Here is a 24,690-nt window from a genome sequence, read left to right on the forward strand (position 1 = left end):
CTGCATTGATACGAAAAAAGCCTGCTGAGTCCAGCAGGCTTTTCCAGTTTTAGGTCATTGTGGTATTAAAAGGCAAAGGATACTCCAAATTTGATCTCCGTTCCCGGAGCTAAATTGGTGAAAAACTGGTCCTGTGCTTGATAGGAGCTGAATACGATTTGTCTTTTGGAGTTGAGAATGTTGTCTACACCAAAGTTAGCTCGGATACGCTCATCAGCACCAAAGGTTTTGTTCAAGTTGAAATTCAAAGAGTGGAAAGGCACAGTGAAGGTATCCGTTCTGTTACCAAATCCGATCAGGTTTAAAGTAGGACCTTGTACATTGTAGAATAAGCCCAACTCAAGACCTCTTTCAAACTTGTTGTAAGAAATTCCTGTGTTGATGATATATGGAGCTTGACCTGCCATTTCGCGTGTATCTTCGATTACTTGTCCTTCCCGTGCGGTCAATCGTCTTGATCTAAGCTCAGTTTCAGACATTTGGATGCTTGACTCAGTAAATGTCAGGTTGGCATTCCACTGGAAGTTTTGTAAGGAAGGAGAGATAAAAGTCAATGCTTTTCTGAATTCCAGCTCTACTCCCAAAACTGTTCCTTGCCCTACGTTTCTTGGCTGGAAAGCTCCCGGGTCAGAAAGGAACTGAACCATTTCAATAGGCTTGTCGAAGGACTTATAAAATCCACTCAGAGAGAACATTTGGCCTCTTTCCTGGAACAGTTCCCATCGAAGATCCAAGTTGTTGATTCGGGTAGGCGTCAGATTACCATCCCAAAGGACTTCGGTGCCTCCGTTGGTTGTTTCTGGGAAAAGACCCCCAACGAAAGTTCTACCGGTAATAGGGTCAAGAATTTCAGCATAAGACAATTCCTTGAAAGAAGGTCTTGCGATAGTTCTCGTTCCGGAAAGTCTCAGATTCTGGTTTTCCTTGATGTTGAAGATCAAATTGACCGTAGGGAAGAAATCCAAGTCATCCAATACTTCTTCATTGTCTAAAGCGATCGTTCCTGTATTGTTGGTTCCGGTGTAGAATTGATTGTACTTCTCTACTCTGACTCCGACTACTGCTTTTAACTTATCTGCAGGGTTTACCTCTGTTGATACAAAACCTGCAATGTTGCTAATGCTGGAATTGAAGGCATTGGGGTTGTTTGGAATGAAATCTGGATCATATCGTACCCCATTGATATTTCCTTGCTGGAATAAGTTTTCATCATTTAGGATGGTATTGGGATCTCCATCAAATCGTGCACTTCCTGTAGGAAATTGAAAACTTTGAATCAAGAAATCCCTTTCCTTGAATACATAAGCACCACCGAATTTAAGTTTACCTTCTCTTTGGAATAGGCTGATCTGACGAGCAAGGTCGACCTTACCCACTAAGTTGATTTCATCCAATGATCTCCAGATTCGAGCAGGAAGTCCTGCCTCAGTACCCACTGTATTGTTTGGTAGTCTGAATCGGGTAAATCGGATATCCGGATCGTCCATTGTAGACCGTGTAGGGGCGAGCTTCCAGTTGATTTCCCAAGCTCTTCCATTGAGAAAGTGGGTTCCGGAAAGCAATATGCTGCTCAAACCACGCTCGCTATATTCCAAGTTGTATTGATTGGCCTCGAAATTTGCTCCAAGGTTGGTGTTCAAAAATGAAAACTGACCTGCTTTGGATTCTCCATTTTGAAGATGCAAGAAGTTGAGTTTAAACTTTGAGGATTGAGTTTTCAAGGCAATTCCTGCTATTCCACCGAGGAGGACACTATTTACTCCATAATCGCCTCTTTGTCTTTCCAAAGCCTCTAACTCAGTCTCAGAAGAATTTGCTGGCTTTGCAAAAAGGTTGAATTCAGCATTTTGGTAAAATTCTGTTTCGTTCTTGTAGGTAAAAGCAAAGTTATACCCCCAAGTGTTTCTGCCTTTTGCGATTTGATTTCCCAATGAAAAACCCAATCCAAAATCCATCAGGCTGGAGTTTCTATATCCACCAAGAGTCTTGTTGAATCCTCTAAGGATGGATTGGTACTCTTGGCCAAGTGGACCATTTGGATTTCCTACCACTTGTGCATACTGAGGAATATCTGTTCTGCCGCCGGTAGGTATAGCTCTGGTACCATCGTCAAATCCCAACCAATCGGTTGACCCACCATCGTATTTAAGGTAGTTGGAATTGAAGTGCATAGATGGATTGATACCTCCGGAGATGCTGAGTCGCATTTCTTTTTCTTCAGGGAAATCCTTGGTTTCGATATCCACTACACCTCCTGTAAAATCAGCAGGAAGATCAGCCGTAAATGATTTGGCTACCAGTATATTGTCAATGACATTAGTAGGGAAGATGTCAATCTGAAGTGCATTTCTGTCTGGGTCCAAACCCGGGACATCTACACCATTAAGTACAGTCTTGGTATAGCGGTCACCCAAGCCTCTCACGTAAACGTATTTTCCACCTTCGATGGAGACACCAGTTACCCGCTTCACAGCCGAAGCAGCATCTCCATCGCCGATCTGACGGAACGTGCTGGCAGAAATCCCATCCAATACGTTGGGAGCATTTCTTTTGACCGACATCAAGGCTGATTCGGTAGTTCGAATTGCAGATGCCGAAATCGTTACGGTTTCTAATTCTTCAGCTTCCTCTTTCATCAAGATATCATTCAATACAGTTACCTGACCGGAAGTGATTTCCACTTGAGTCAGCTCTACAGTAGAATAGGAGATGTAAGAAATCTGAAGGGTGTAAGAACCAGGCGCCACTTGAATTTCAAATTTCCCATCGAAATCGGTCACTGCACCGGTTGAAGTTTCTTTTACTAAAACGGATACTCCAAAAAGAGGCTCTCCGGTTTTTTCATCATAAATAGCACCTCTTAAAGTACCATTTTGTGCTTGGGTAAATCCTGACATTCCGATCATCAGAAGGAATGCCAAAATAGATAGTGTTCGTTTCATGAACTTTTTAGATAGTTTGTTACAGCAAATTCAATTTTTAAACAGAAGGAAAGGAAGGCGCCTTGCAAGCACACTTCCTTTCCAAAAAAGTTCTTAGGAATATTAGAAATCAGCTAGAGCGCCGGATACGTCGGCCCAAGTCCAAGCTGCAAAGGCAGTTTTGTCAGCTCCGACTGTATTAGCACCTTTTGCTACAGCGGTGGCATGAACATCTGTTCCACTTCTGAAAACGTTAGCCAAAGTCGCACCTTCTGGCAATACTGTTTCCAAAGAAGCAAACTTTAATGAACCATCAGCAAATGTGGCTAGGGTTTTATCCCCGCTTAGAGAGAAGTCGCCGCGTCCGTCGCTGTCAGCAGGAGCAGGGAAGTCAAAGAAGTAAATCTTTTCAAACATACCTCTGGCTCCATCTCTGAAATCCCCCAATTCTGAAGTAGGATTTCCTTTTACAGAACCATTCATCAGGGTATGTCCTGCCAAATAAGAACCTTCAGGTCCGTCGATTTCCAATGCATGGTCAGTATTGTCACCGCAGATTACAATGAAGTTATCCAAAGTACCAGCCCAAGCTTGGTCAGTATCCATGGCATCATCTCCTGCATTCCAAACAAGCGCATTGGTTACACTTACTGTACCGCCAAACCACTCGATTCCGTCATCTTGGTTGCCGATCACTTCTACATTTTCGATTACTGTACCGGAACCTACTCCCCCAAGAGTAAGACCGTTGATTTCGTTTCCTTCTCCGATGTTTGCACCTCCGTGACGGATAGAGACAAATTTTAAGATACCAGAGTTGTCAGCATCGTTTGTACCGCCATAAAGACCATTAGTGTCTGATGGCGGGATACCTTCGATTTGAATTTCGGTTACATTACCTGCAAAAGATCCTCTTGCATTACCCAAGATCAAAAGACCTCCCCAAAGACCATTCAGATCCGGAGTAAGGTTTGGAGATTCGATCATTCCGGGTTCAATTTCATCAGCGATAGTGGTAAAAATGATAGGAGCTGTAGCTGTACCTTGAGCATCAATTTTGGCACCTCTAGCGATTACCAAAGCAGAGGCATTGGCACCTGTACCTACTTCACCTTTCACTACTACTCCTTCTTCGATAGTCAAAGTAGCACCGGAAGTCACAGAGATACGTCCACCTAGGATGTAGGTCTTTCCTGTTTCCCATGTTGTATTGGTCGTGATGTTGGAAGTAACTCTTACAGTAGTCTCTTCAGCCTGAACAGTCAACACGTGCTGTGCAGTAGCTGCGTCTCCGTCAACATCGGTCACTGTGAATACGAAAACAATATTTTTTCCTGCATCTGCTGCGGTAGCAGTGTATTCAAACGGAGCAGAAGCAGTGGTTCCTGTCAAAGGAACAGTAGCCAAAGGAGCGCCGTCCTTGGTGATGGACAATTGGGCCAATCCGTCAGGTGCTGTTGCAGTGGCGGTTACTGGACCCAAGGTGCCTCCAGCTGGAATGGTAGCTGTGGCCGGGATTCCGGAGATAGTCACACCATTATCTGGTGTTGGCTCATCATCGTCACAGCTGGTGAAGGTGATAATCACCGCTGAAAACAACATTAGTAAGTAATTGAACTTTTTCATGTGTTATAAATTGAATTATGGTTTGCAATTTCCGATGCAAAGGTGAATTCAATTTCTCAGCCCCATAGAATGATTTGAATTATGCTTTTTTTAAAAAACCATTCAGAATTTAATATTGGATTAACAAAAAATGCATAAAAAAAGGCTTCCTGTCCGAGAAGCCTTTTAAAGGGTTATTTCATGTTATTTTAATGTTACCGCCTTATTAATCGGCACTTTTTCCAAGAGCGTGCGAACCAGGCTTCTGGTATCCACTCCATCGGCTTCTGCTTCATAATTGAGCAAAATTCGGTGGTTGAGGACATCTTCAGCGATTTCCTTAATGTCTTCCGGAAGTACATAATCCCTGCCATCCATATAGGCGATAGCTTTTGCGGCCAAGTTCAAATTGATACTTGCCCGTGGAGATACTCCAAACATGATGTACTTCGCCTCATCCTTCAGTCCGTATTGCTGTGGAAATCTCGTGGCAAAAACCAATTCGATAATGTAGTTCTCCAGAGGTTCGGCCAGTTTGATGGTATTGATCTCGTTTCTGATATCGAAAATATCCTGCTTGGACAAGATGGCCTTCACTTCTGAGCTGTATTGCATATTGGACATGCGTCGCATGACTTCCAGCTCGTCAGCTTTACTCGGATAGTCGATGTGTACTTTCATCATAAATCGGTCCACCTGAGCTTCAGGAAGGGGGTAAGTTCCCTCTTGATCCACAGGGTTTTGCGTAGCCAAAACCAAAAATGGGCGATCCAGTGAGAAGGTAGTCTCTCCGATGGTAACCTGCTTTTCCTGCATGGCTTCCAAAAGGGCAGATTGCACCTTAGCCGGAGATCGGTTGACTTCATCCGCCAGAATCACATTGGCGAAAATGGGCCCCTTTTTTACCTCAAAATTGGCGGTTTGCTGATTGTAAATCATCGTTCCGATCAGGTCAGAAGGCAGCAAATCTGGGGTAAACTGAATTCGGTTGAAATCCAGGTGAAGCACCTTTGCCAGGGTGTTCACAGTCAGGGTTTTGGCCAAGCCGGGTACCCCTTCCAGCAAAATATGTCCATTGGTAAACAAACCGATCAAAAGGCGATTGACCATTTTGTCCTGGCCCACTACCACTTTTTTGACTTCCTGAATTACTTCTGCGATTTTTTCCTGATGCATGAATCTGACAATTTATACCCGATTGGGAGGCCTAAAATAGGGGAATTTGTTCCAACCCACAATCTTAAATGGTAGGAACGGAAAAGCCTTAGGCTAAACAGATTTTTAGGAATTTTTAAGAGCGGCGGCCCTTTTGATTGGCTCCGGTTTTGGCGTAGCCTGTTAGGCCCAGCATTCGGTAGACGGTTTCCTGTTCCATTTCCCTGACTTCCCCCGATTGCATTCCATCGATGGTTATTTTTTCCATGGAAAACCGGACCAATCTCAAGGTGGGGAAACCAAAAGCCGCAGTCATTTTCCTGACCTGTCTGTTTTTTCCTTCGATCAAAGTCAAAGAAATCCAAGTGTCCGGAATGGATGCCCGATATCTGATCGGGGGATTTCGATCGGGAAGAGTGGGTGCCGGATCAATGATTTTGGCGATGGAGGGCTTTGTCCGGTAGTCTTTGCCGTCGACATTGATCGTGACTCCGGATTGAAGTTGATTTAATGCCTCAGGGGTGGGGATACCTTCCACTTGGGCAAAATAAGTACGTTGATGCCCAAAACGAGGGTTGAGCAGGTGATGGTTGAGCCACTTGTCGTCAGTGATTAAAAGCAGGCCTTCGCTGTCCTTGTCCAGACGGCCGACGGGATATACCTCCTTGGGAAAAGCGCCGAGAGAGGCCAATGTGGGCCCCTCTCCGCTAAATTGGCTGACTACGCCAAATGGTTTGTAAATGATAAAGTATCTGGGCAATTCTTCGGGATTAACTTCCGCAGCCGATGCAATCAAAGTGAGAATCCATGGGTTTTACTCCTTTGAGCTGCATTTCCAGATTGTGGATCTGATCACGGACTTCCATATCTGCAAACATGTCACCGGTGAGTTTTCCTTTGAGGGAGGCGATGGCCTCTTCGAGTGCTTGTTTTTGTTGTTCGGTCATAAAAGTAGTGTTTGGTTGTTAGGGATTGAGTGGTTTGAAAATAGCCAAAACCCTCGAAAAGGTTCCGGGATATTTTCATTTTTTTAGACTCAAAAATGAGGCCATTTGAAGATGAGGAGATTAGATTGGAAATTTGAGGGATGAAATTTCACTTCAACCGGACCTGCACAGTTTAAGTCTTCAGACCTGCCCGATGCAGGCGGGCTTGGACCACCTTCGCTAACCCACCAATTCAAATCTCCTGATTCAAGCTGAACCAATCAAACACTTTTCTGAACCAAAAAAGCAGTCTGAAGACTGCATGAAGAGGGAGTCCAAGCCTGTATTTGTAGGCAGACGGGTCTGAAGATTTGAACAAAGCGGGGCAATACACAAATTAAAAGTTGGAATTGGCATGGACTGAACTCACTCCTGCCTTAGCTTGGCTTAGATCAGAGGCTTAAATTCATTGACACAATTTTCCCTGTAGGCGTTGTGAATTAGTATTCTTGACCCGGATGAGCACGAAGTTGATTTGAAGAAAAGCCGGAGATAAGTCGAAGAAGATTTGAAGATGATAAGGCTTTGCTCAGCCTTTGCTTAACTATTTTCCTCCCTTTGATAGGCCCCTTGGGGTATTTTGAATTAGGGTCCCTAACTCTGCTTCTGAGTGATTTTAAAGTATTCTCGACTTGGAAAGGTAAGTTAGATGGAATTTAAGAATTACAACATAGAAAAGGTCTACTCCGCTATTTCCTTGAATTTATCAGGTTCAAAGTCTTCCTTTTCGATTTTTAAATGCTGTGTCTTTAGCTCAAAAAAGAATAGGCGTTCAGAAAGCTAAGTTGGGTTCGCCTTTGCCCAACCACCAACCCACAATTTCGATATGGCTTAGAGTTATTAAGAGGTTGGAGCCCTTTCGAAGTCGGATTTGAAATCAATAATCCAATATAAACCGATGACCACGTAGTGGTCGAACCTTTGATTAGCCCTAGGTGCAACCTAGGGTAAAGGAATGATCATTAGGTTGGTTTGGGCAACCCTGAAGGGGTTGAACTTGTAGATAATCACAAAAGATATTTCTCATCGAATTCAATTTCATGTTCTTTCAAAAGTGCCTTGTATTCATCCCTATATGAAATTTTCCGATGATGTTCTTCTTGATTTTTGATGTAATTGATCAATCGATCCTTTTCCTTTATAGATTCAGAAAAAGCCCCATAACCATCCTGCCAGCCTTTGAACTTTGGGAAAATATTTTCCCTTTTTATAAAGTCATCTGCAGCTAATTTGATGTCTTTTATCAAAGGAGAGACGGCAATTGTAGGATGTACATGAGTCAAAATATGTAAATGATCTTCCATGCCATTTATTAGGTAGAGATGGCAGTTCTTATTGGTTAAAAGTTGGTGGAGATACGCAAAAAGACGTTTTTTTTGGTCTGGTACTATGGTAGGTTCACGGTGTTTGGTGGAAAAAATAAAGTGATACAAAAGTTGGGTGTGTGTGGCCATAACGAGTCGACTTTGATTTAAAAAAGATGATTTGAAAATCGTGAATTAATTGAAAATTGACAAGGATGAAAAGAGTTCGACCCCCTTGGGGTCGGGAAAACCATATTCATGAAATCATCCTTTCCACGGGTTTCACCCGCGGCTATTCAGAAGTTAGACCCCATTCGGGGTCGAAGTTGAATTGATTGATGGAATTCAAACCGATGACCACGTAGTGCCTTCGTGTACATTACGCAGCGTCGAATAATTCACAGCACACAATTGTTTCCGCCAAGATATCCTCCCTACGGATTGGAAGATGGATAGAGTAGAAAGAATTACATTTTGACAGCTGTACGGGATTTAAAAATTGTAGGGCGGAATTACTTCCTTACAGCAGTCGGGACTCCGCCCAGTCAATCGCTAAATCTACAATCAGAAGGCGACTGAAAAAACTTTCAAAATTCTTCTCTATCGATTGAATGAGTTAGAATGGAGGATTTTCTTTTCAAAACTTTGTATTATTTTATGGATAAAAACCAAATTTTATTCTAAACAGGGGTTTTTGGTTACCTTTGCACATCTCAGATAAAATAGCTCCCATAGAAAAGGCCAATTCGTTCGGCATGTTTCAATAAGTAATTCGGGCTACTCTATTCTTCAATTTTCATAAAGTTTCACTTCCCCAGATGAAGAAGTATTTCAACCTATTTGACCTCAACCAAAAAGTAGACTACAAAATCGAGATCCTATCGGGCCTGACTGTTGCCTTAGCCTTAATTCCGGAGGCAGTAGCCTTTGCATTTATTGCCGGACTTTCACCCCTGACAGGACTTTATGCTGCTTTTGTGATGGGTTTGGTGACTTCGATTCTGGGCGGAAGACCGGGAATGATCTCAGGAGCAACCGGAGCTATCGCCGTGGTCATTGTGACTTTGGCAGCTACTCAAGGTGTGGAATACGTCTTTGCGGCGGTGGTACTTTCGGGTATTCTTCAGGTGATTTTTGGAAGTTTGAAGTTGGGGAAATTCATTCGGCTCGTTCCCCATCCTGTGATTTTTGGTTTTGTCAACGGCCTGGCCATCATCATTTTCATGTCCCAATTGGACCAATTCAAAGGTGCTAACGGCAATTGGCTGAGTGGTCCCAACCTGTATATTTTCTTGGGACTGGTACTTTTGGCGATGCTGATCATTTGGGGCCTACCCAAATTGACCAAGGCCATTCCTGCATCCCTTACCTCTATTTTGGTGGTTTTTGGAGTGGTGGCAGCATTGGGTTTGGATACCAAAACGGTGGGTGACATGGCCAGCATTAAAGGCGGTTTTCCTCCGTTCCATATTCCCAATGTGCCTTTTGCCTGGGAAACTTTGGAGATTATTTTTCCCTATGCACTGATCATGGCTGGGGTCGGACTGATTGAGTCCCTGCTGACCTTGAATATTGTAGATGAAATCACCGAAACCCGCGGCCGAAGCAATAAGGAAGCGGTAGCGCAGGGCTTGGCCAATGTGGCTTCGGGATTTTTCTCCGGCATGGGCGGCTGTGCGATGATCGGGCAGAGTTTGATCAATATTTCCTCAGGAGCCCGGGCGAGACTTTCCGGGATTGTGGCCTCCGTGATGCTGTTGGTCTTTATCATGTTTGGATCCAGTCTGATCGAGCAGGTTCCTATGGCAGCTTTGACCGGTTTGATGATCATGGTGTCGATCGGGACCTTTGAGTGGGCGAGCTTGCGAACGATCACCAAGATGCCCAAAAAGGATATTTTCCTGATGTTTTTGGTCACCGGGATTACGGCTGTCTTGCACAATTTAGCATTGGCTGTTTTGATCGGGGTGATTTTGGCTGCTTTGTTTTTTGCCTGGGACAATGCCAAGCGAATCCGCGCCCGGAAGTATGTGGACGAAAATGGAGTCAAGCATTACGAATTGTTTGGCCCTCTCTTCTTCGGGTCTGTGACAGCATTTGGAGAAAAATTCGATGTGCACAATGACCCTGAGGAAGTGATCATTGACTTTGCTGAAAGTCGGGTAGTCGATATGTCAGCCATCGAGGCCCTGAATAAAATCACTGATCGCTATCAGAAAGTGGGCAAAAAAGTCCATCTCAGACATCTCAGTCCAGATTGTAAAAAGCTTTTGCTCAAAGCCGATGAGATCATCGAAGTGAATATTCTCGAAGATCCCACCTACAAAGTGGTTATTGACGACTTGGCCTGATTATAAATAGATCTTGCAAAATCGATAAGTGGCAGGCTTTTTTTAAAGTAGTGCTTTGTATAAGATTCAATTCAAAATTGAGTTGATCTTTTCGAGCTTACCATTGACCAAGGAATCAACGCGGGAGGAGGAATTGTTAATCAGAGAATCGAGTTTTTGGATTTTTTCGGTCTCCGTGTTGATCATCGAGTCCAAGGCATCTACTTTTTCGAGTTCTTTATTCACCAAAGAGTCTAGCTTCAGCGCTTTTTCATTGAGTAGGTTTAACTTTTCTTCTACCTTTTTTTCCACATCCCCGCAGGAAGAAAGCGTAATTATCAAGGTTATTGCGAACAAGTTTTTTATCTTTTCTTTCATGGGAAATTTGGTTTGAAAGGGAAAATCTTTTCTGCCAAGTTTACGTCCTCAATGGGGAATGGTTGATAAGTAACTGCCTGAAAACCTTTATTTTTCAAGAAATCTTTTGATGATTAGGATTACCATTTTTTATAGGCAGAAGAATCCATTTGGATTCCTGACTTTATTTTTTCAAAATTTCCAACAAGGTCAAAACCTTGGCGTTTTTTTGGCCTTTTAATCCGATTTGTCAATCAGCCCTTCCTTCAAATCCGCATGAAATTCCAGGAATTTTCCCCCAAAGCCTCCTACACCTCCAATGAAAAAGTTTCTAAGAAGTTTGAAAAATTCCAAAAACTACTTCTTCAATTAGAATCCAAAACTCTTCCTGAGCAAACCTTTTCCCTGATCAATTCAAAAATCCAAGAAATAGATTCCTTCCAAAATGAAGGAGACTTGCTTCTTGACTTTTTGGAAAAAAAGCAACAGGAAATATTAAGGCATTTGCAAAAGGAGTTAAAAATAGTCCCCAAAGGATATTATCGAAATCAGTGGATGGTGGTAGGAATGTCTGCTTTTGGTCTACCCTTTGGAGTAGTTTTTGGTACAACCCTAGACAATATGGCTTTTATTGGCATAGGTCTGCCTATGGGTATGGCGATAGGGATTGGTATCGGTAATGGTATGGACGAAAAGGCAAAAAAAGAAGGAAGGCAGATCGATCTAGATTAGATGGTTTTGAAAGATTTATTCTGAAAGAGATCCTTTCTTCTGGATTGCCGAAAAAACAAACCACATCTCAGAGGCTATCTGAAGAGAGCGCTCATCGTACTTTTCGGCCTCCAGTTCGGTGTCATCGAATGCCTTCGGATCTTCGTACCGTACAGGAATACGTTGTTCGGTACCCGGTATAAACGGGCAGTTTTCATCGGCATGATCACAGGTCATTACGGCAGCAAAATGTAGGGCATCATTGGCAGGATCATCATAAACCTTGGAAAAAGCGGTGATTGGATCACTTTCGTCCGAGTAAAAAACAGAAAAAATCGGGTTGCTTCCGTTTTCTTTGGACGAGACCCGAAACCCGCTTCGCATCAGGGAATTGACCGCACGATCATTGAATGCGGTGACTTCAACTCCTCCGGAATAGCAATTGACCGGAATTCCGTGAAAATCTGCAGCTGTTTGTGCCCAAATCTGGGAAAACTGACTCCGTCGGGAGTTATGTGTGCAAATAAAATTCAGGTTCACATTCTGACCTTGATCGAGTTTGGATTGGATGTAGCTGATGAGGACTTGCAATACCTGTTTTCTTTCATCGGAAACTGGGAGCTCACCGACTTTTTGGATGGTCTCAGCCAAGGTTGGATAGAGCATGTGTTTTCTCTTGAGCATAGGAAAATATCATTTTTGAAAAAGCAGAGACCTGTCAGGTCTGGAGTTTTGATTTAGCAGCAGCCTGTCCCTGGGATGCAGGAGGAAGCTTGCAATTGGGAAAGTCGGATTTTAGGCTTTTCTGCTGGGATTCCGCATTTATCCTTAGCTAGGCAGTCCGTTATTTTGGTAGTCAGGATGAATTTTTTCCCGTCATGATCCAGGCCATATTTCCCGATAGTCTCGCCTTGGTATTCCACTTCGATTTCCAAATCCGGAATCCCCAACACCTTTTCGGAAAGCTCAATGATTTGTACCAGCTTCTCCGGATGCAGTCGATGATCGTAGTCATCCGCATTCCAAAGCTGGAAATTTACTTTTTGTTCTTTGCGAACTGTCCCTCCACAGTCTATGAAGTGCTTGTCGACCAGACCGATTTCGGTCACGTGAAAGTGGCTAGGAACCAATTCCCCATTGGGAAGTCGGAATGCGATAGTGTTGGATTGGGAGAGAATGGATTTGGCTTCTGAGAGTAGCATGATTTATTGCTTTATTACGATGATTGAGAGTAAATTTTTTTAGCAGGCAGGCCCACAACAATCCGCATAGCTTTGAAAGAATTCCTCGAATAGGGATTTCAGCTCATTCCACTTTCCGGGATTGATGCAGTAGTTGACGCGAGTGCCTTCGATACTTCCTTGGATCAGTCCGGCTTCCTTGAGCTCCCGAAGGTGTTGGGAAATGGTAGCCTGTGCCAGGCCGATTTCCAAAACCAAGTCCCCGTTGATGCAGGATTTGGTCTTGATCAGGTGCTGAAGGATGGCGATTCTGGCCGGATGGGCGATGGCTTTGGCCAATTGGGCGATTTCGTTTTGCTCTTCTGTAAAAAGATGTGTCTGAGTGACTCCCATACTTTCTAATTATTTATTGCAATATAACGATAGATACTCTTCAAAGTTTACATTCCATCAAAAATTCTCGAATTATTTTTCGCAGTACTTTTTGAAATTATCCAAAATCGCCTGCCAGCCCTGCCGTTGAAGTTCTATGGAATTTTGGTTTTCGGCTTCAAAGATTTCTGTGACCAAAACACCTCCCTCTTGGACTTCAAAAAATACATCCAACTTTCTCCCGTCACCCATCGTGCTTCGGATCTCCTTATTCGGAATGATTTCAGTGTAAGTGCCCCAAAAATCAAAGCTAAAACTACCGTCCTTGGCAGCCATCGCGGAATGAAACTCCCCTCCGGGCCGTAGGTCGATTATGGAATCCGGACAATGCCAGTCGGCTGAGGCAAAATTCCACCCGGTGACATGCGCTCCTTGAGTCCAATAAGTCCAGACTTTTTCCAAAGGAGCGTTGATTTGAGCACTGATTTTTATTTCCATTATTTTGAGATTATGCCGGGTTTTTCAAGTCATCAATAATTAGCTTATCCATTTTCAGAAGTGCATTGATCGCTTGTTGGCCTTTTTGAGGATCACTAATCCACTGCCCAAGGTCCTTGGGGATAATCTGCCAGGAATGACCAAAGCGGTCGGTCAACCAGCCACAGCGATCATAGTGCCCTCCTTCTCCCAGTTTTTCCCAAAAGAAATCAATCTCTGCTTGATCCTCACAGGGTACGACCAGAGAATTGCCCGGACTAAAGCCAAAATCATGAGTCTCCATGCTGCTCATCAGATTGATCAGGTAGCCTTCCAGCTTCACTTGGGCAAACAGCAGATCTTCGGAATCCGGATGGGGAGCTTCTACCAGCTTAGTGCTTTCCGGAAAAATACCTAGATAAAACTCCATCGCTTCCCTAGCCCGACTCCTGTTTTCATTGACAAAAAGAAGGCAGGGGACAATCTTTTGAGCACTTCGGACCGGATCGGCATCCAGTTGCCAATTGGTACCAAAGCGATCCGTTACCCAGGCATACTTTGGACTCCAAGGATAAGTGCCCAAGGGAAAAATGGCTTTCCCTCCCTCAAGTAAAGAAGTGTACAATTCATCTATATCAACCTCTGTCCCACAATAGACAAAGTAAGAACTGGCTTGGGTTTGCTGATATTTTGGCCCCCCATTTAGCCCCATCATGAAAGTTCCGAAGACCTCAAACCGGACCGCTATCGCGTTCTTTTCAAGGATTTTGGATTTAGGGAAAATCGAGGTATAAAAATCTGCCGCTTCAGCAGCTTGGTCGTCAAACCACAAACAGGGATAAATCATTCTGGACATGAGAGGAAAAGAAAGAAGTGAGGCATAAGATACCATTTTTGGAAGCCATTTTCGCCAATCTACGTGCTGGCACGGATAAAAAAACAGGGTTTTCGGGGATTCTAGGGCTTTTTGGAAAGGCTCAACTTTAGGTTCCCAAAAAATAAAAATTATGAAAACTCTATTTCTCGTGTTTTTGCTCCTTATGGTGGAGCAGGCACCTCCTACTGTGTTGTCCGAAAAAGACATCAAAACCACCAGTTACAACAAAAAGAACCAAGGGAGTAAAGCTCCCAAGAAGGTGTTTATCAGAAGCTTCAATGCCTATTTTGAGGTGTTTGAAGAAGCTTCTGCCAAAACCTCCGGCTCAAAAAAAGAGCGCGCAGACCGAACCACCTTTACCTCTGGTACATCTACCCGAATGGGAGTTCAGATTCAGGGAGTGGATGTCCCTGATTTCCAAAAATTAATTGATGATGCCTATCAGTCCTATGTGAGTCAATTGAAAAGTCAGGGATTTGAAATCATGACAGCCGATGAGGCGAGTAAGTTTGAATATTATGCTGATTGGACTAAGAAACAAGGGGGGGCTTCCTCAGATGCACAAGTGGAAGGATATATCATGGTCACTCCTACAGGATATGAATATCTGGTCAAGGCCGTAACCAAGGGAGGAAAAGAAAAAATGGGAGGCGGTCTCGTTGATCCCACTCCCAAAATCTCCAAGGAGCTGGAAAATGTATTTATCGCGGATGTAAACTTTGCTTTTCCTTTTGTGATGCTAGACGCAGATGCCTCTGTTTGGACCAATTCCACTTCTGTAAAAGCAACGATAGGTTATCGGATTGAGCCTTTTCTTGATCCTACTGAAAACAACCGATCGGTTACCAATTTTGGTACTTCCCTCATTCCTACTCAGGTTAGATTTGTTTCCGGTTTGGATATAGGAAGCAATCCTTTGTTTCATGCGAAAGTGGAGCCCAAAAAGGCAGTCTACGCAGAAGGGGTGTTCAAAGACAAAAAGATCAAAGAAACCACCCAAGCACAGACAGACATGTTTTCAAAGACGGGCTATTCCCAATTGGTCATGACTTCAGGAGATCAAAAAACAGTCGCCTCCCACTTTGCTGATTGTGATCATGATGCCTATGTAGAGTTTGCCTCAGGAGTGATGAAGGATATGATCGATGCTGGAGTTTCCAATTTCGTTACTTTGACCAAAGACTAGGACAAACCACCGACCAGGTTATTTTCCATGGCAAATTTCAAAAGACCAACCAGCGAGTTGGTCTTTGTTTTTTGGTAGATGTTTTTTCGGTGGGTTTCTACAGTGCGCTCGGAGATATGGAGTTTTTCTCCGATTTCCTTATTGGAAAACTCATCAAAAATCAGGGTCAAGACCTCTTTTTCCCGATCAGTCAAAATCCGCTCATCTTCCGGAAACTGCATGCGCTGGATCAGAATCTTTTGAATAGCCATACTGAAAAACATGCCTCCTCGCGATACCTCTTCTATGGCTTTGAGCAGTTCTGCATGGGCGGCTTTTTTGAGAACATACCCTTCCGCACCGGTAGCCAAAGCCTCTTTGACTCGGTAGGGCTCGTCGTGCATACTCAGGAAAATCAAGCGGATTTGCGGATAGAGACTTTTCACTTTTTGGGCAAAAGCAATCCCACCAATCTGGGGTATTGAGATATCCGAAATGATCAGATCAGGGATTTCAGAGCGAATTTTGGCTAATGCACCTTCCACTGTATCTGCTGTGTCTACTTCGGAAATACCGGGTTGGGATTGAATCAAAAATTTCAAACCATCCAAAAGAATGCGATGGTCATCTACGAGAAGGATTTTCATGAAAAGGGGTGGTAGGTTTAATTGGCCTAGTGAACATACGGAAAAGTGCACAAAAGCATGAAATCAGGATATTCTTTCGGAAAAGAAAGCACATTTTTTTGAATCCTACCCAGTAGCACGGATAGAATTTACCCATTTGGCGGGATTCCATCGCCTGAGCTTTTGAAGCAACTTGCCTAAAAATAATTTACTATGAAACTACGATCTCTTATTCTCAGTCTTTTAGCCTTGGTGTTTTTTGCATGTCCCGGAAGCGATGACGATGATATTCCCGCAGGATCTCTGAATGTCGAAGCCACTATCGATGGCAAGGAATGGAAAGCTTCCGGAAACAGCCGAATCACCACCGTAGCTGGATTTACAGTCTTTGCCATCGGGGCAGGATCCACGGATCGCTCCAGTATGGCGATCACACTCGATGCCGAGCGTACCGGGAATTTTGACCTTAACGGCACTGCTATCTGGACTACCGCAGACCAAGTGGTCCATAACGCAACCTCCGGAACTCTGACCATCACCAAGCTGGAAGACAATAAAGTGTCCGGGACATTTTCTTTCAAAGCCCGCCCCATGACCGGCACAGGTCCGGAAGTAAGTGTCACCAACGGGAAATTTACCGACGTCAATATCATGCGATAAAGGCTGGAATGCCTTAAAAATCCCAAGACGATGAAAAATCTACTTTACTTTCTTTTGGCTTTACTTCTGATCCAAACCGGCTGTGGGGAGGACACGGAAGACCCTAATCCGATCGACAGTTTTGTTTCCGGTCTGGAAGGAGAGATTTCCGGACAGAATATATCTGTCAATTCATCAGGCATTCAGGCGCTTTATTTTTCCGATCAGGGAGAAACTTCCGGAGCTTTGGAAATCAGTGCCAGTCTGCCCAATAGTGAGCGATTGACCTTTTTTCTGGAAAATGCCCAAGCCGGAACGCTCAATCTGACTCAGGAATTTCCGGCAGTAATGGACCTTTCTTCCTCCGGATTAAGGAAAACGACTACGGCTGAAGATCAAGCCTTGACTAATCTTATCCCTTCTTTTGTCCGATATGCCAAGTCGCCCAATACCTTTTTTGCCATTTCCGGAAAAATGGTAATCAAAATCGACGGAGACAATCTGACTTTGGAATGGGATATTTCCTTCAAGGATGCACAGGGTAATACCTTCACTTCCAAAGGAACGGTAAAGGTTAAAGATTACAAGTCCAATCAGCGGCCACGCTCTCAGATCAATCCTCCTGCTTCTAATCTTTCCATCACGTCTATCAGCCCAGAATATGGACCAGCCGGTACTGAAGTGACGATCAAAGGAACGGGGTTTAGTACGCTGAAAAGTGAAAATACACTCAATCTGGGTGATTTGGTACTTGGCGAACCTACAGCTGCTACTGCTACCGAATTGAAAATCACCGTTCCGGAGAATGGAAACCACGGGAAATTTTACCTGACTGTTTTGGGTGCCAATGCCGAAAGCAACTTCTTTTTCTATGCTCCGGTACTAGCATCTGTGGACAAAAGCTCCGCGAAAGTCGGCGAAGAAGTCACCATCACCGGGAAGCATTTTGATGCCGATGCATCGCTTTTGGAGATCAAAGTCGGAACAAAAGTTATGGAAATCCTTTCTTCCAGCTTGACCCAAATCACTTTCAAAATCCCGGAAGGTACAGAAACAGGCAAAATCTCCGTAGCTCGCAAAGGAAAGCCTGCCGTAGAAGGACCCGAACTGACCATCTCTACCGACCCTATAGCAGAAGGGCCTGCAGTGGGTGACATTTTTGAAACGGTCTCAGGTAATCTGACTTTTGAGGAGGTCATCGTCAACAGCCACGAGTATGGACCATTCTGGACGCTGGAGATAGATAAGGAAAAGAATGTCCTGTATGCAGTGGGTGAAAAGGGCTTGGTATCCATCAACTTGGAGACAAATTCAATCACAAAAGTAGTAGACACCAGCAGTGAAATCTACCGAAGTGAGATCGGGATCATCAATGCGGCGACTATTCCTCAAACTATTTTCGCTGCGGCGGATGGTAACCTTTATGGGATCAAAAGTGTGTTCAGTGTTCCTCTTTCTCCGAATAATGTCTTCAGACTAAATCCGGAATCCAAGGCAGTTACCATGCTGGGAAATGCCAAGTTTAACAATGGGGCTGGAGTAAATGGAATTTTTGTAGGAACGAACAAGAGCATTTACATTCCGGAATTTGCCTCCGGATACCATCTGGCAGCCTATGACGAAAACCTTTCCAATCGAAAGGCCCTGATCGAGGGAATGACCGGAGGATTGGCCACGTTTATCATCCCCATGGGCGAAAATAGCTTCCGGCTGGTTCGGGATAATACGCTAAACTCCCTGAAATACCATGAAATCAACGGAACAGAAGCTTCGGGAGAAATTGCCATGGGCTCTACGCTTTCCGCCATGAAAGTAAGCGCGCAGACACTTACCCAGCCGGTAGGATTGGATCAGACAGGTGGTGATATCTATGGACTATTTGGTTCAGGATCAGGCAACGTGGCCAACTATCCTCAATTTGAATATACCCTTGGTTACCAGCCTGGAGGTACAGGAAACTTTCAAAAGAAAGGTGGTTTCAGAATCAAGCAGACTTTTGAATACCAAGGGACTACTTACTACGTGAGTTCCAGAAAGACCTTCAATAAGATCATGGGGGTAGATAAAGAGGGAAGTATCTATTTCCTCATCAGTACTCCTATGACCAGTCAGGGGGTTCAAGTTGCCGGGCCTTTGGGAGGAATTTACAAAGTGAGTTTTTGACAGCGATTAAACCATTTTTTTGGGAAAGGGGGGCTGCTTCGGCGGTCCTCTTTTTCTTTATTTCCAATGAAAAAAGACCCATAGAGAAAATTAAAACCTCAGATAAAACTGTTTTTTGCTGTCGTTTTTGCCTGTAAAAGTTACTTTTATTCCTCAATAAAGAAGTCGATGGCCTACTTTCAGGCAGGAAATAGTTGTTGAAAAGCCTTATTCACGAGGACTGTTTTCAACTTGGCTTTTCTCTTTTTTTTCAATTATGAAAAAATTACTCAAGTGGTTGATACCCCTTATCTCCATTGCCTGCACCGTTTATTTTGTCCCTTGGCTAATCCTTCGCGCATGGCTGGCACCCACTCCGGATACGATTCAGGAGCAGGTAGATAAGGCCATGAATTACAAGCTGGATGGCATCATTGTCTATGTCGATCAGGGTGGAAAAAAACCGCAATTCTATTCAGCAGGCTGGAAAGATCGGGACAAAAAAATTCCGGCTGATCCTCACTCCCTTTTCAAAATCGCCAGTATCAGCAAACTCTACATCGCCGCTGCCGCCAGTAAAATCGTAGCCCGTGGTCAACTTTCTTTGGATGATACCTTGGTCGAATTGCTGCCTGATATCGCGGATCAAATTGAGAATTCTGACCAAATCACCCTGCGTATGCTGATCCAGCATCGCTCCGGTATTCCTAATTATTCTGACCAGCCGAATTATCCCTGGGATAAGCCATTTACCGAAAATCGTCCAGCCTTGGAATTGATCTACAACTTGCCGGGAGACTTTGCTCCCAATGAGAAATACGCCTATTCCAACACGAATTATTTGCTGATCGGTGAAATTTTGGACAAAACCTTGGGCTATTCGCATCATGATTATATACGGACTGAGATTTTAGAACCTTTGGGTTTGAAACGCACCTACAGTTTGCTTTCCGAAGTGAATCCAGACGAACTCATGAGCGGATATTTTATAGGCTATCCCTTGGACATCAAGGGAAATGACTTTATCCATCCCGGGGGCTCGATGATTTCCACAGCAGAGGAAGTCGGGATTTTCCTGAGAGCTTTGAATGACGGGACCTTGCTGACAGAAAAGGAGCAGGAGATCTACTCCTCGGTGTACGTCTATGAGCATACCGGATTAGTCCCCGGCTATCAAAGCATCGCCAAGTACCATCCCGATATCGATGCAGTGGTAGTGCAGTTTGTCAATACCAATGGGGGCTATGCCTGGAATCTGCACGAGATCGTGTACAATCGGGTAGTGAAGATTTTGGGGGAAAAATCAGGAAGATTAAAGTCCTCCTTTCTGTACTCAATCTCCTCCCAAACGCAAGCGAAGGCCGAGATTGGCACGGAGAAAGGACCTTTCCCCAATGATGTAAGGAGTTGCCTCCATCAAAATTCCTAGTCTTCTAAAAGAAGAGATTGGTTTAACAGTAGCACCAAATGGGAGTCCGATTGAAGCTCCGGAAGACTCGGAAATAAACCCAGAAAGGCCAAGCATTAGGCCTCCGTGAAGATTGTACCATTCAGATCGGTAAAAATTGTATTGTCCGATGGCTTCTACCCCAAAATCAAGCTCCAATCGATCGGTGGCTAGAAATCGAAGTTCTCCAAAAAACTTCTTTTCGAAATCAGAGCCAATACCGATTTGGCCAACAAGATCACTATGGTAAATTCCCACTTGGACTTGAGAAATGGCCTTACCAAAAGACATCAGAAAAAGCAGAAAAACGAAGGTGTATTTCATTGGTAGTTCTGTTTCCCGCAATACTAATAGATTTTATTTAAAATGTAGTCATCTCGTATAATTTAAAACTTAATAATTTTTTGTTCGTTCATTGGGAATAAAATGTGCCAGATGAAGTCCTTCCTTTCCATTATCATTTTCACAGGATTTTTTTTTGCCTGCACTTCAGAGGAATCCTCCTCTCGTACTGATGAAAATTTGGTTCAAAATCTCTCCAGCGGGGTATGGGAAATCAGCCTTTTCGAAGTGGATAGAATCAACCGAAGTGCTGAATTTGAAGGGATTGGATTTTCCTTTTTTCCCAATGGGCAGGTAGAGGCACTCAGAGGTACCCAACTTCTCGGTCAGGGTGCATGGAGTTCGCGCACTAATTCTGGTAGAGTAGAAGTCCGACTTGCTTTCCCGAATACTACTCTTTTTTCCATGCTGAACGCAGACTGGTATCAGGTCTTTATCCAGAATGACCGGATCCAACTCAGAAACAGCAGCCCCGAATCGGATGATTTCCTCATATTGGTAAAGCAGTAGAGAGGAAAGTAAGCTTAAAGGCTTCCAATTCAATCCAAATCAAATCCCCTGTATTTCAATTTTCTTTCCCCTAAACCCCCAATTCTGCTATCTTTGTGCCTTGTTTTGAGCAGGCTGGGAAAATCATCCCCCTGTTTTGTTCACCGACTTGCCCTTAAGAAAGGATATTGTGAAAACGTACCAGGAATTTAAGCAGGTGGATTATCCTCAGATCGGAGAATCCGTCCTTCAGTATTGGAAAGAAAATCAAATCTTCGAAAAGTCCATCGCCAACCGGGAAGGGGCAGAGACCTTCACTTTTTTTGAAGGACCTCCTTCGGCCAATGGCACTCCAGGCATCCACCACGTGATGGCCCGTACGCTGAAGGATATCTTCTGCCGATACAAAACTCTGAAAGGTTTTCAAGTCAAGCGAAAAGGAGGTTGGGATACCCATGGTCTTCCAGTGGAGCTCCAGGTAGAAAAAGAATTGGGCATCACCAAGGAGGATATCGGCAAGAAAATCTCCGTGGAGGAATACAACCGCAAATGCAAGGAGACGGTCATGCGATTCAAAAACGAATGGGATGACCTCACTGAGAAAATCGGCTATTGGGTAGACTTGGACGATCCTTACATCACTTTTGATTCCAAGTATATCGAATCCCTCTGGCACCTGCTCAGGAAGCTGTATGACAAAGGACTTTTGTATAAAGGCTATACCATTCAGCCCTACTCTCCTGCCGCAGGGACGGGTCTTTCCTCCCACGAACTGAATCAGCCCGGAACCTACAAGGACGTCAAAGACACGTCCATCACGGCTCAGTTTAAGCTGAAAGGTGAAGAAAATACATATATCTTGGCCTGGACGACCACGCCATGGACTTTGCCTTCCAACTCGGCCTTGGCGATAGGAGAAAATCTGGATTATGTAAAAGTAAAAACCTTCAATCCCTACACCCATGAGCCGGTTACCGTCATTTTGGCCAAAGCCCGAATGGCTGCTTACCTTAACCCAAAGGCTTCCGAACTGAAACTGGAAGATTACAAGGCCGGCGACAAGCTGATCCCATACGAAGTCATCGAGGAGTTCAAAGGAAAATCCATGTTGGGTTGGGAATACGAGCAGCTATTCCCCATTGCCGATTTGGATTTGCCAAGTCCTGCCTTCACTGTAGTCGCTGGGGACTACGTGACCACCGAAGACGGTACGGGTATCGTTCACTTGGCCAAAGCCTTTGGTGCGGATGACTTTAGGACTTTGGTGCAAAACAACGTACCTGGTGTCTTTGTGAAGGACGACCTAGGAAATGAAATCCCGGTAGTAGACAAGCAGGGGAAATTCCTTCCAGTCGTAGGTGAATACCTCGCTGCCAAAATGAAAGAGCATGGAATTACTGCCCACAAAGACTATGGGGCCAGTGATTACTATGTGAAAAACTACACCAATGATGATGAGAGCGCCGCGGATTACAAAAACACCGACGTGATTATCTCCATCATTCTTAAGAATGAAAACAAGGCCTTCAAGGTCGAAAAATACGAGCACACCTACCCTCACTGCTGGAGAACGGACAAGCCAATCTTGTACTATCCATTGGAAAGCTGGTTTATCAAAACCACGGCCTACAAAGAGCAGCTGGTAGCCCTCAACAAAACTATCAACTGGAAGCCGGAAGCTACCGGAACAGGTCGCTTTGGCAACTGGCTGGAAAATCTCGTGGACTGGAACCTCAGCCGTTCCAGATTTTGGGGGACACCCCTGCCGATCTGGAGAACAAGCGACGGGACTGAAGAAAAATGTATTGGGTCCATTGCTGAACTCAATGCCGAAATCGAGAAATCCATCTCGGCTGGTTTCATGGAAAAATCCCCTTACGAAGGAAAAGAACTGGATTTGCACAGACCCTATGTGGACGATGTGATTCTGGTGTCTGCCAAGGGGGAAAAGATGTTCCGTGAGCCGGATTTGATCGACGTGTGGTTTGATTCCGGGGCGATGCCCTATGCGCAATGGCACTATCCATTCGAAAACGAGGCTATTTTCAAAGCCAATTATCCCGCAGACTATATCGCAGAAGGAGTAGATCAGACAAGAGGTTGGTTCTTTACCCTGCATGCGATCGCTGTAATGCTGTTTGACAGTGTGGCTTTCAAAAATGTGATCGCCAATGGACTAGTACTGGACAAAAATGGGAACAAAATGTCCAAACGATTGGGCAATGCCATCGATCCATTCAAAACCCTGAAGGAATACGGTCCGGATGCCTTGCGCTGGTACATGCTGAGCAATGCCAATCCTTGGGACAACCTGAAATTCAATCTGGACGGGGTGGCAGAAGTGCAGCGACGTTTCTTTGGCACCCTTCAGAATACGTATAATTTCTTTGCCCTTTATGCCAATTTGGATGCTTTTGTCTACGACAAGGAGAAATTTGTTCCAGTAAGTCAGCGTGCAGAGCTTGATCAGTGGATTGTTTCCAAATTGCAGTCCTTGATCGCCGAGGTGGAGGAAGCCATGGACAATTACGATGCGACCAAGGCAACTCGCGCCATCATGAACTTCACCGTAGATCAGCTGTCTAATTGGTACGTGCGACTGGCAAGAAAGCGATTCTGGAGAGGGGATATGAACCCGGATAAGCAGGCGGCCTACGAGACCCTATACGAGTGTTTGCTTTCGATCTCCCAGTTGATGTCTTCTTTTGCTCCCTTCTATGCCGATTGGATGTATAAGAATCTGACAGAAGCGGGCGAAAGTGGCCAAGCCTCCGTTCATTTGACGGATTGGGCTTCAGCAGATCAGTCCTTGATCAACAAAGATTTGGAAGAGAGTATGGATTTGGCTCAGACCATTTCTTCTTTGGTGCATTCGCTTCGCAAAAAGGAAAAGCTGAAAGTCCGTCAGCCGCTTCAGCGAATCTTGATTCCGGTTTTGAGCAAAAAGTCTCAGGCTCAGATAGAGCATGTAGAGGACTTGATCAAAACAGAGGTCAATATCAAAGAAGTAGAGTATCTGGATGATGCTTCTGGCATTTTTGTAAAAAATGTAAAACCCAATCTGCCTGTTTTAGGTAAAAAACTGGGACCAAAGCTTCGTTTGGTCAATGCTGCCATCAGCGCATGGAGTCAGGCCGAAATCGCCCAACTCGAGCGTGAGGGCAAGCTTGAAATAACTGTGGAAAACGAGCCCATGGACATTCTGCTAGAGGAGGTATTGATCACCACTCAGGACATTCCGGGATGGTCTGTGGCCTCTGACCAAGGGCTCACTGTAGCACTGGATGTGAATCTCACCGACGAGTTGAAGCAGGAGGGGGTAGCCCGGGATTTGGTCAACAGAATCCAAAACCTCAGAAAAGACATGGGCTTGGAAGTACAGGACAAAATTCAGATTGTCTTGGCAAGTGGAAACGAATTGGTAGATGCCGCGGTAAGGTCCTTTGGGGACTATATTCAATCCGAAACTCAGGCCAAAACGCTGGAAGTGATGCCGATTGCCGAGGGGACCTTGTTGGATATGGATGATTTTGAACTGTTGGTAAACGTAAAAAAGGCCTAAAG

General features: G+C 44.4%; 22 protein-coding genes. 8 read left to right on the forward strand and 14 right to left on the reverse strand.

Annotated features, from left to right (window positions below):
• Positions 1-65: 65 nt before the first annotated feature.
• The 6 genes from AAA942_RS12205 to tnpA all read right to left on the reverse strand — a co-directional run bounded on the left by AAA942_RS12205 (position 66) and on the right by tnpA (position 8,121).
• Complete coding sequence (locus tag AAA942_RS12205) at positions 66-2,942, reverse strand: TonB-dependent receptor (protein ID WP_338220552.1); 2,877 nt, start codon at positions 2,940-2,942, stop codon at positions 66-68.
• A 102-nt stretch (positions 2,943-3,044) separates the two neighbouring features.
• Entirely contained in the window at positions 3,045-4,547 is a 1,503-nt protein-coding gene (locus AAA942_RS12210) for a hypothetical protein (RefSeq protein ID WP_338220553.1), read from the reverse strand.
• A 183-nt stretch (positions 4,548-4,730) separates the two neighbouring features.
• Positions 4,731-5,702, reverse strand: coding sequence for an AAA family ATPase (locus tag AAA942_RS12215; protein WP_338220554.1), 972 nt, complete (start codon positions 5,700-5,702; stop codon positions 4,731-4,733).
• Between the two features lie 115 nt (positions 5,703-5,817).
• The gene (locus AAA942_RS12220) at positions 5,818-6,477 is read right to left on the reverse strand and encodes a pseudouridine synthase (protein WP_445083341.1); all 660 of its coding nucleotides are present in this window, start codon (positions 6,475-6,477) and stop codon (positions 5,818-5,820) included.
• The gene (locus tag AAA942_RS12225) at positions 6,452-6,628 is read right to left on the reverse strand and encodes a hypothetical protein (protein WP_338220555.1); all 177 of its coding nucleotides are present in this window, start codon (positions 6,626-6,628) and stop codon (positions 6,452-6,454) included. The genes AAA942_RS12220 and AAA942_RS12225 overlap by 26 nt, the downstream gene beginning before the upstream one ends.
• A 1,046-nt stretch (positions 6,629-7,674) precedes the next feature.
• On the reverse strand, positions 7,675-8,121 hold the full coding sequence (gene tnpA, locus AAA942_RS12230) for an IS200/IS605 family transposase (protein WP_338220556.1): 447 nt from the start codon (positions 8,119-8,121) through the stop codon (positions 7,675-7,677).
• 668 nt (positions 8,122-8,789) lie between these two features.
• Here tnpA and AAA942_RS12235 point away from each other — a divergent pair.
• Positions 8,790-10,322, forward strand: coding sequence for a SulP family inorganic anion transporter (locus tag AAA942_RS12235; protein WP_338220557.1), 1,533 nt, complete (start codon positions 8,790-8,792; stop codon positions 10,320-10,322).
• A 66-nt stretch (positions 10,323-10,388) separates the two neighbouring features.
• Here the strand turns inward: AAA942_RS12235 and AAA942_RS12240 are convergent, their stop codons facing one another.
• Positions 10,389-10,679 carry a hypothetical protein gene (locus tag AAA942_RS12240; protein WP_338220558.1) on the reverse strand — a complete coding sequence of 97 codons (291 nt, stop codon included), beginning with the start codon at positions 10,677-10,679 and terminating at the stop codon, positions 10,389-10,391.
• A 255-nt stretch (positions 10,680-10,934) separates the two neighbouring features.
• Between AAA942_RS12240 and AAA942_RS12245 the strand changes: the two genes are divergently transcribed.
• Positions 10,935-11,390 (forward strand): hypothetical protein, encoded by a 456-nt coding sequence (locus AAA942_RS12245; RefSeq protein ID WP_338220559.1) that lies wholly within the window; start codon positions 10,935-10,937, stop codon positions 11,388-11,390.
• Between the two features lie 15 nt (positions 11,391-11,405).
• On the opposite strand, the gene AAA942_RS12250 is transcribed toward AAA942_RS12245, so the two are convergent.
• The 5 genes from AAA942_RS12250 to AAA942_RS12270 all read right to left on the reverse strand — a co-directional run bounded on the left by AAA942_RS12250 (position 11,406) and on the right by AAA942_RS12270 (position 14,255).
• Positions 11,406-12,053, reverse strand: a complete 648-nt coding sequence (locus AAA942_RS12250) for a protein-tyrosine-phosphatase (RefSeq protein ID WP_338220560.1) — start codon at positions 12,051-12,053, stop codon at positions 11,406-11,408.
• 53 nt (positions 12,054-12,106) lie between these two features.
• The gene (locus AAA942_RS12255) at positions 12,107-12,571 is read right to left on the reverse strand and encodes a DUF6428 family protein (protein WP_338220561.1); all 465 of its coding nucleotides are present in this window, start codon (positions 12,569-12,571) and stop codon (positions 12,107-12,109) included.
• Positions 12,572-12,610: 39 nt separating this feature from the next.
• A complete protein-coding gene (locus AAA942_RS12260; RefSeq protein ID WP_338220562.1) occupies positions 12,611-12,943 on the reverse strand; it encodes an ArsR/SmtB family transcription factor in 333 nt (110 codons plus the stop codon).
• A 72-nt stretch (positions 12,944-13,015) separates the two neighbouring features.
• Complete coding sequence (locus tag AAA942_RS12265) at positions 13,016-13,420, reverse strand: SRPBCC domain-containing protein (RefSeq protein ID WP_338220563.1); 405 nt, start codon at positions 13,418-13,420, stop codon at positions 13,016-13,018.
• Between the two features lie 10 nt (positions 13,421-13,430).
• Positions 13,431-14,255, reverse strand: a complete 825-nt coding sequence (locus AAA942_RS12270; protein ID WP_338220564.1) for a VOC family protein — start codon at positions 14,253-14,255, stop codon at positions 13,431-13,433.
• 151 nt (positions 14,256-14,406) lie between these two features.
• Between AAA942_RS12270 and AAA942_RS12275 the strand changes: the two genes are divergently transcribed.
• A complete protein-coding gene (locus AAA942_RS12275; protein ID WP_338220565.1) occupies positions 14,407-15,462 on the forward strand; it encodes a hypothetical protein in 1,056 nt (351 codons plus the stop codon).
• Here the strand turns inward: AAA942_RS12275 and AAA942_RS12280 are convergent.
• Positions 15,459-16,088 carry a response regulator transcription factor gene (locus AAA942_RS12280; protein WP_338220566.1) on the reverse strand — a complete coding sequence of 210 codons (630 nt, stop codon included), beginning with the start codon at positions 16,086-16,088 and terminating at the stop codon, positions 15,459-15,461. The genes AAA942_RS12275 and AAA942_RS12280 overlap by 4 nt on opposite strands.
• Before the next feature lie 192 nt (positions 16,089-16,280).
• Here AAA942_RS12280 and AAA942_RS12285 point away from each other — a divergent pair, with 192 nt between their 5' ends.
• From AAA942_RS12285 to AAA942_RS12295, 3 genes are all read left to right on the forward strand, one after another.
• Positions 16,281-16,727 carry a DUF6252 family protein gene (locus tag AAA942_RS12285; protein ID WP_338220567.1) on the forward strand — a complete coding sequence of 149 codons (447 nt, stop codon included), beginning with the start codon at positions 16,281-16,283 and terminating at the stop codon, positions 16,725-16,727.
• Between the two features lie 30 nt (positions 16,728-16,757).
• Positions 16,758-18,869 (forward strand): IPT/TIG domain-containing protein, encoded by a 2,112-nt coding sequence (locus tag AAA942_RS12290; protein ID WP_338220568.1) that lies wholly within the window; start codon positions 16,758-16,760, stop codon positions 18,867-18,869.
• Positions 18,870-19,125: 256 nt separating this feature from the next.
• Positions 19,126-20,277, forward strand: a complete 1,152-nt coding sequence (locus tag AAA942_RS12295) for a serine hydrolase domain-containing protein (protein ID WP_338220569.1) — start codon at positions 19,126-19,128, stop codon at positions 20,275-20,277.
• Here the strand turns inward: AAA942_RS12295 and AAA942_RS12300 are convergent.
• Complete coding sequence (locus AAA942_RS12300; RefSeq protein WP_338220570.1) at positions 20,182-20,619, reverse strand: hypothetical protein; 438 nt, start codon at positions 20,617-20,619, stop codon at positions 20,182-20,184. The genes AAA942_RS12295 and AAA942_RS12300 overlap by 96 nt on opposite strands.
• Positions 20,620-20,730: 111 nt before the next feature.
• Between AAA942_RS12300 and AAA942_RS12305 the strand changes: the two genes are divergently transcribed.
• Together AAA942_RS12305 and ileS are read left to right on the forward strand one after the other, a co-directional pair.
• Positions 20,731-21,147 carry a hypothetical protein gene (locus tag AAA942_RS12305; RefSeq protein WP_338220571.1) on the forward strand — a complete coding sequence of 139 codons (417 nt, stop codon included), beginning with the start codon at positions 20,731-20,733 and terminating at the stop codon, positions 21,145-21,147.
• Positions 21,148-21,316: 169 nt separating this feature from the next.
• Positions 21,317-24,688, forward strand: coding sequence for an isoleucine--tRNA ligase (gene ileS, locus AAA942_RS12310; protein WP_338220572.1), 3,372 nt, complete (start codon positions 21,317-21,319; stop codon positions 24,686-24,688).
• The last annotated feature ends 2 nt before the right edge of the window (positions 24,689-24,690 follow it).

It is taken from the genome of Algoriphagus sp. oki45 (assembly GCF_036245605.1).
GTDB lineage: Bacteria > Bacteroidota > Bacteroidia > Cytophagales > Cyclobacteriaceae > Algoriphagus.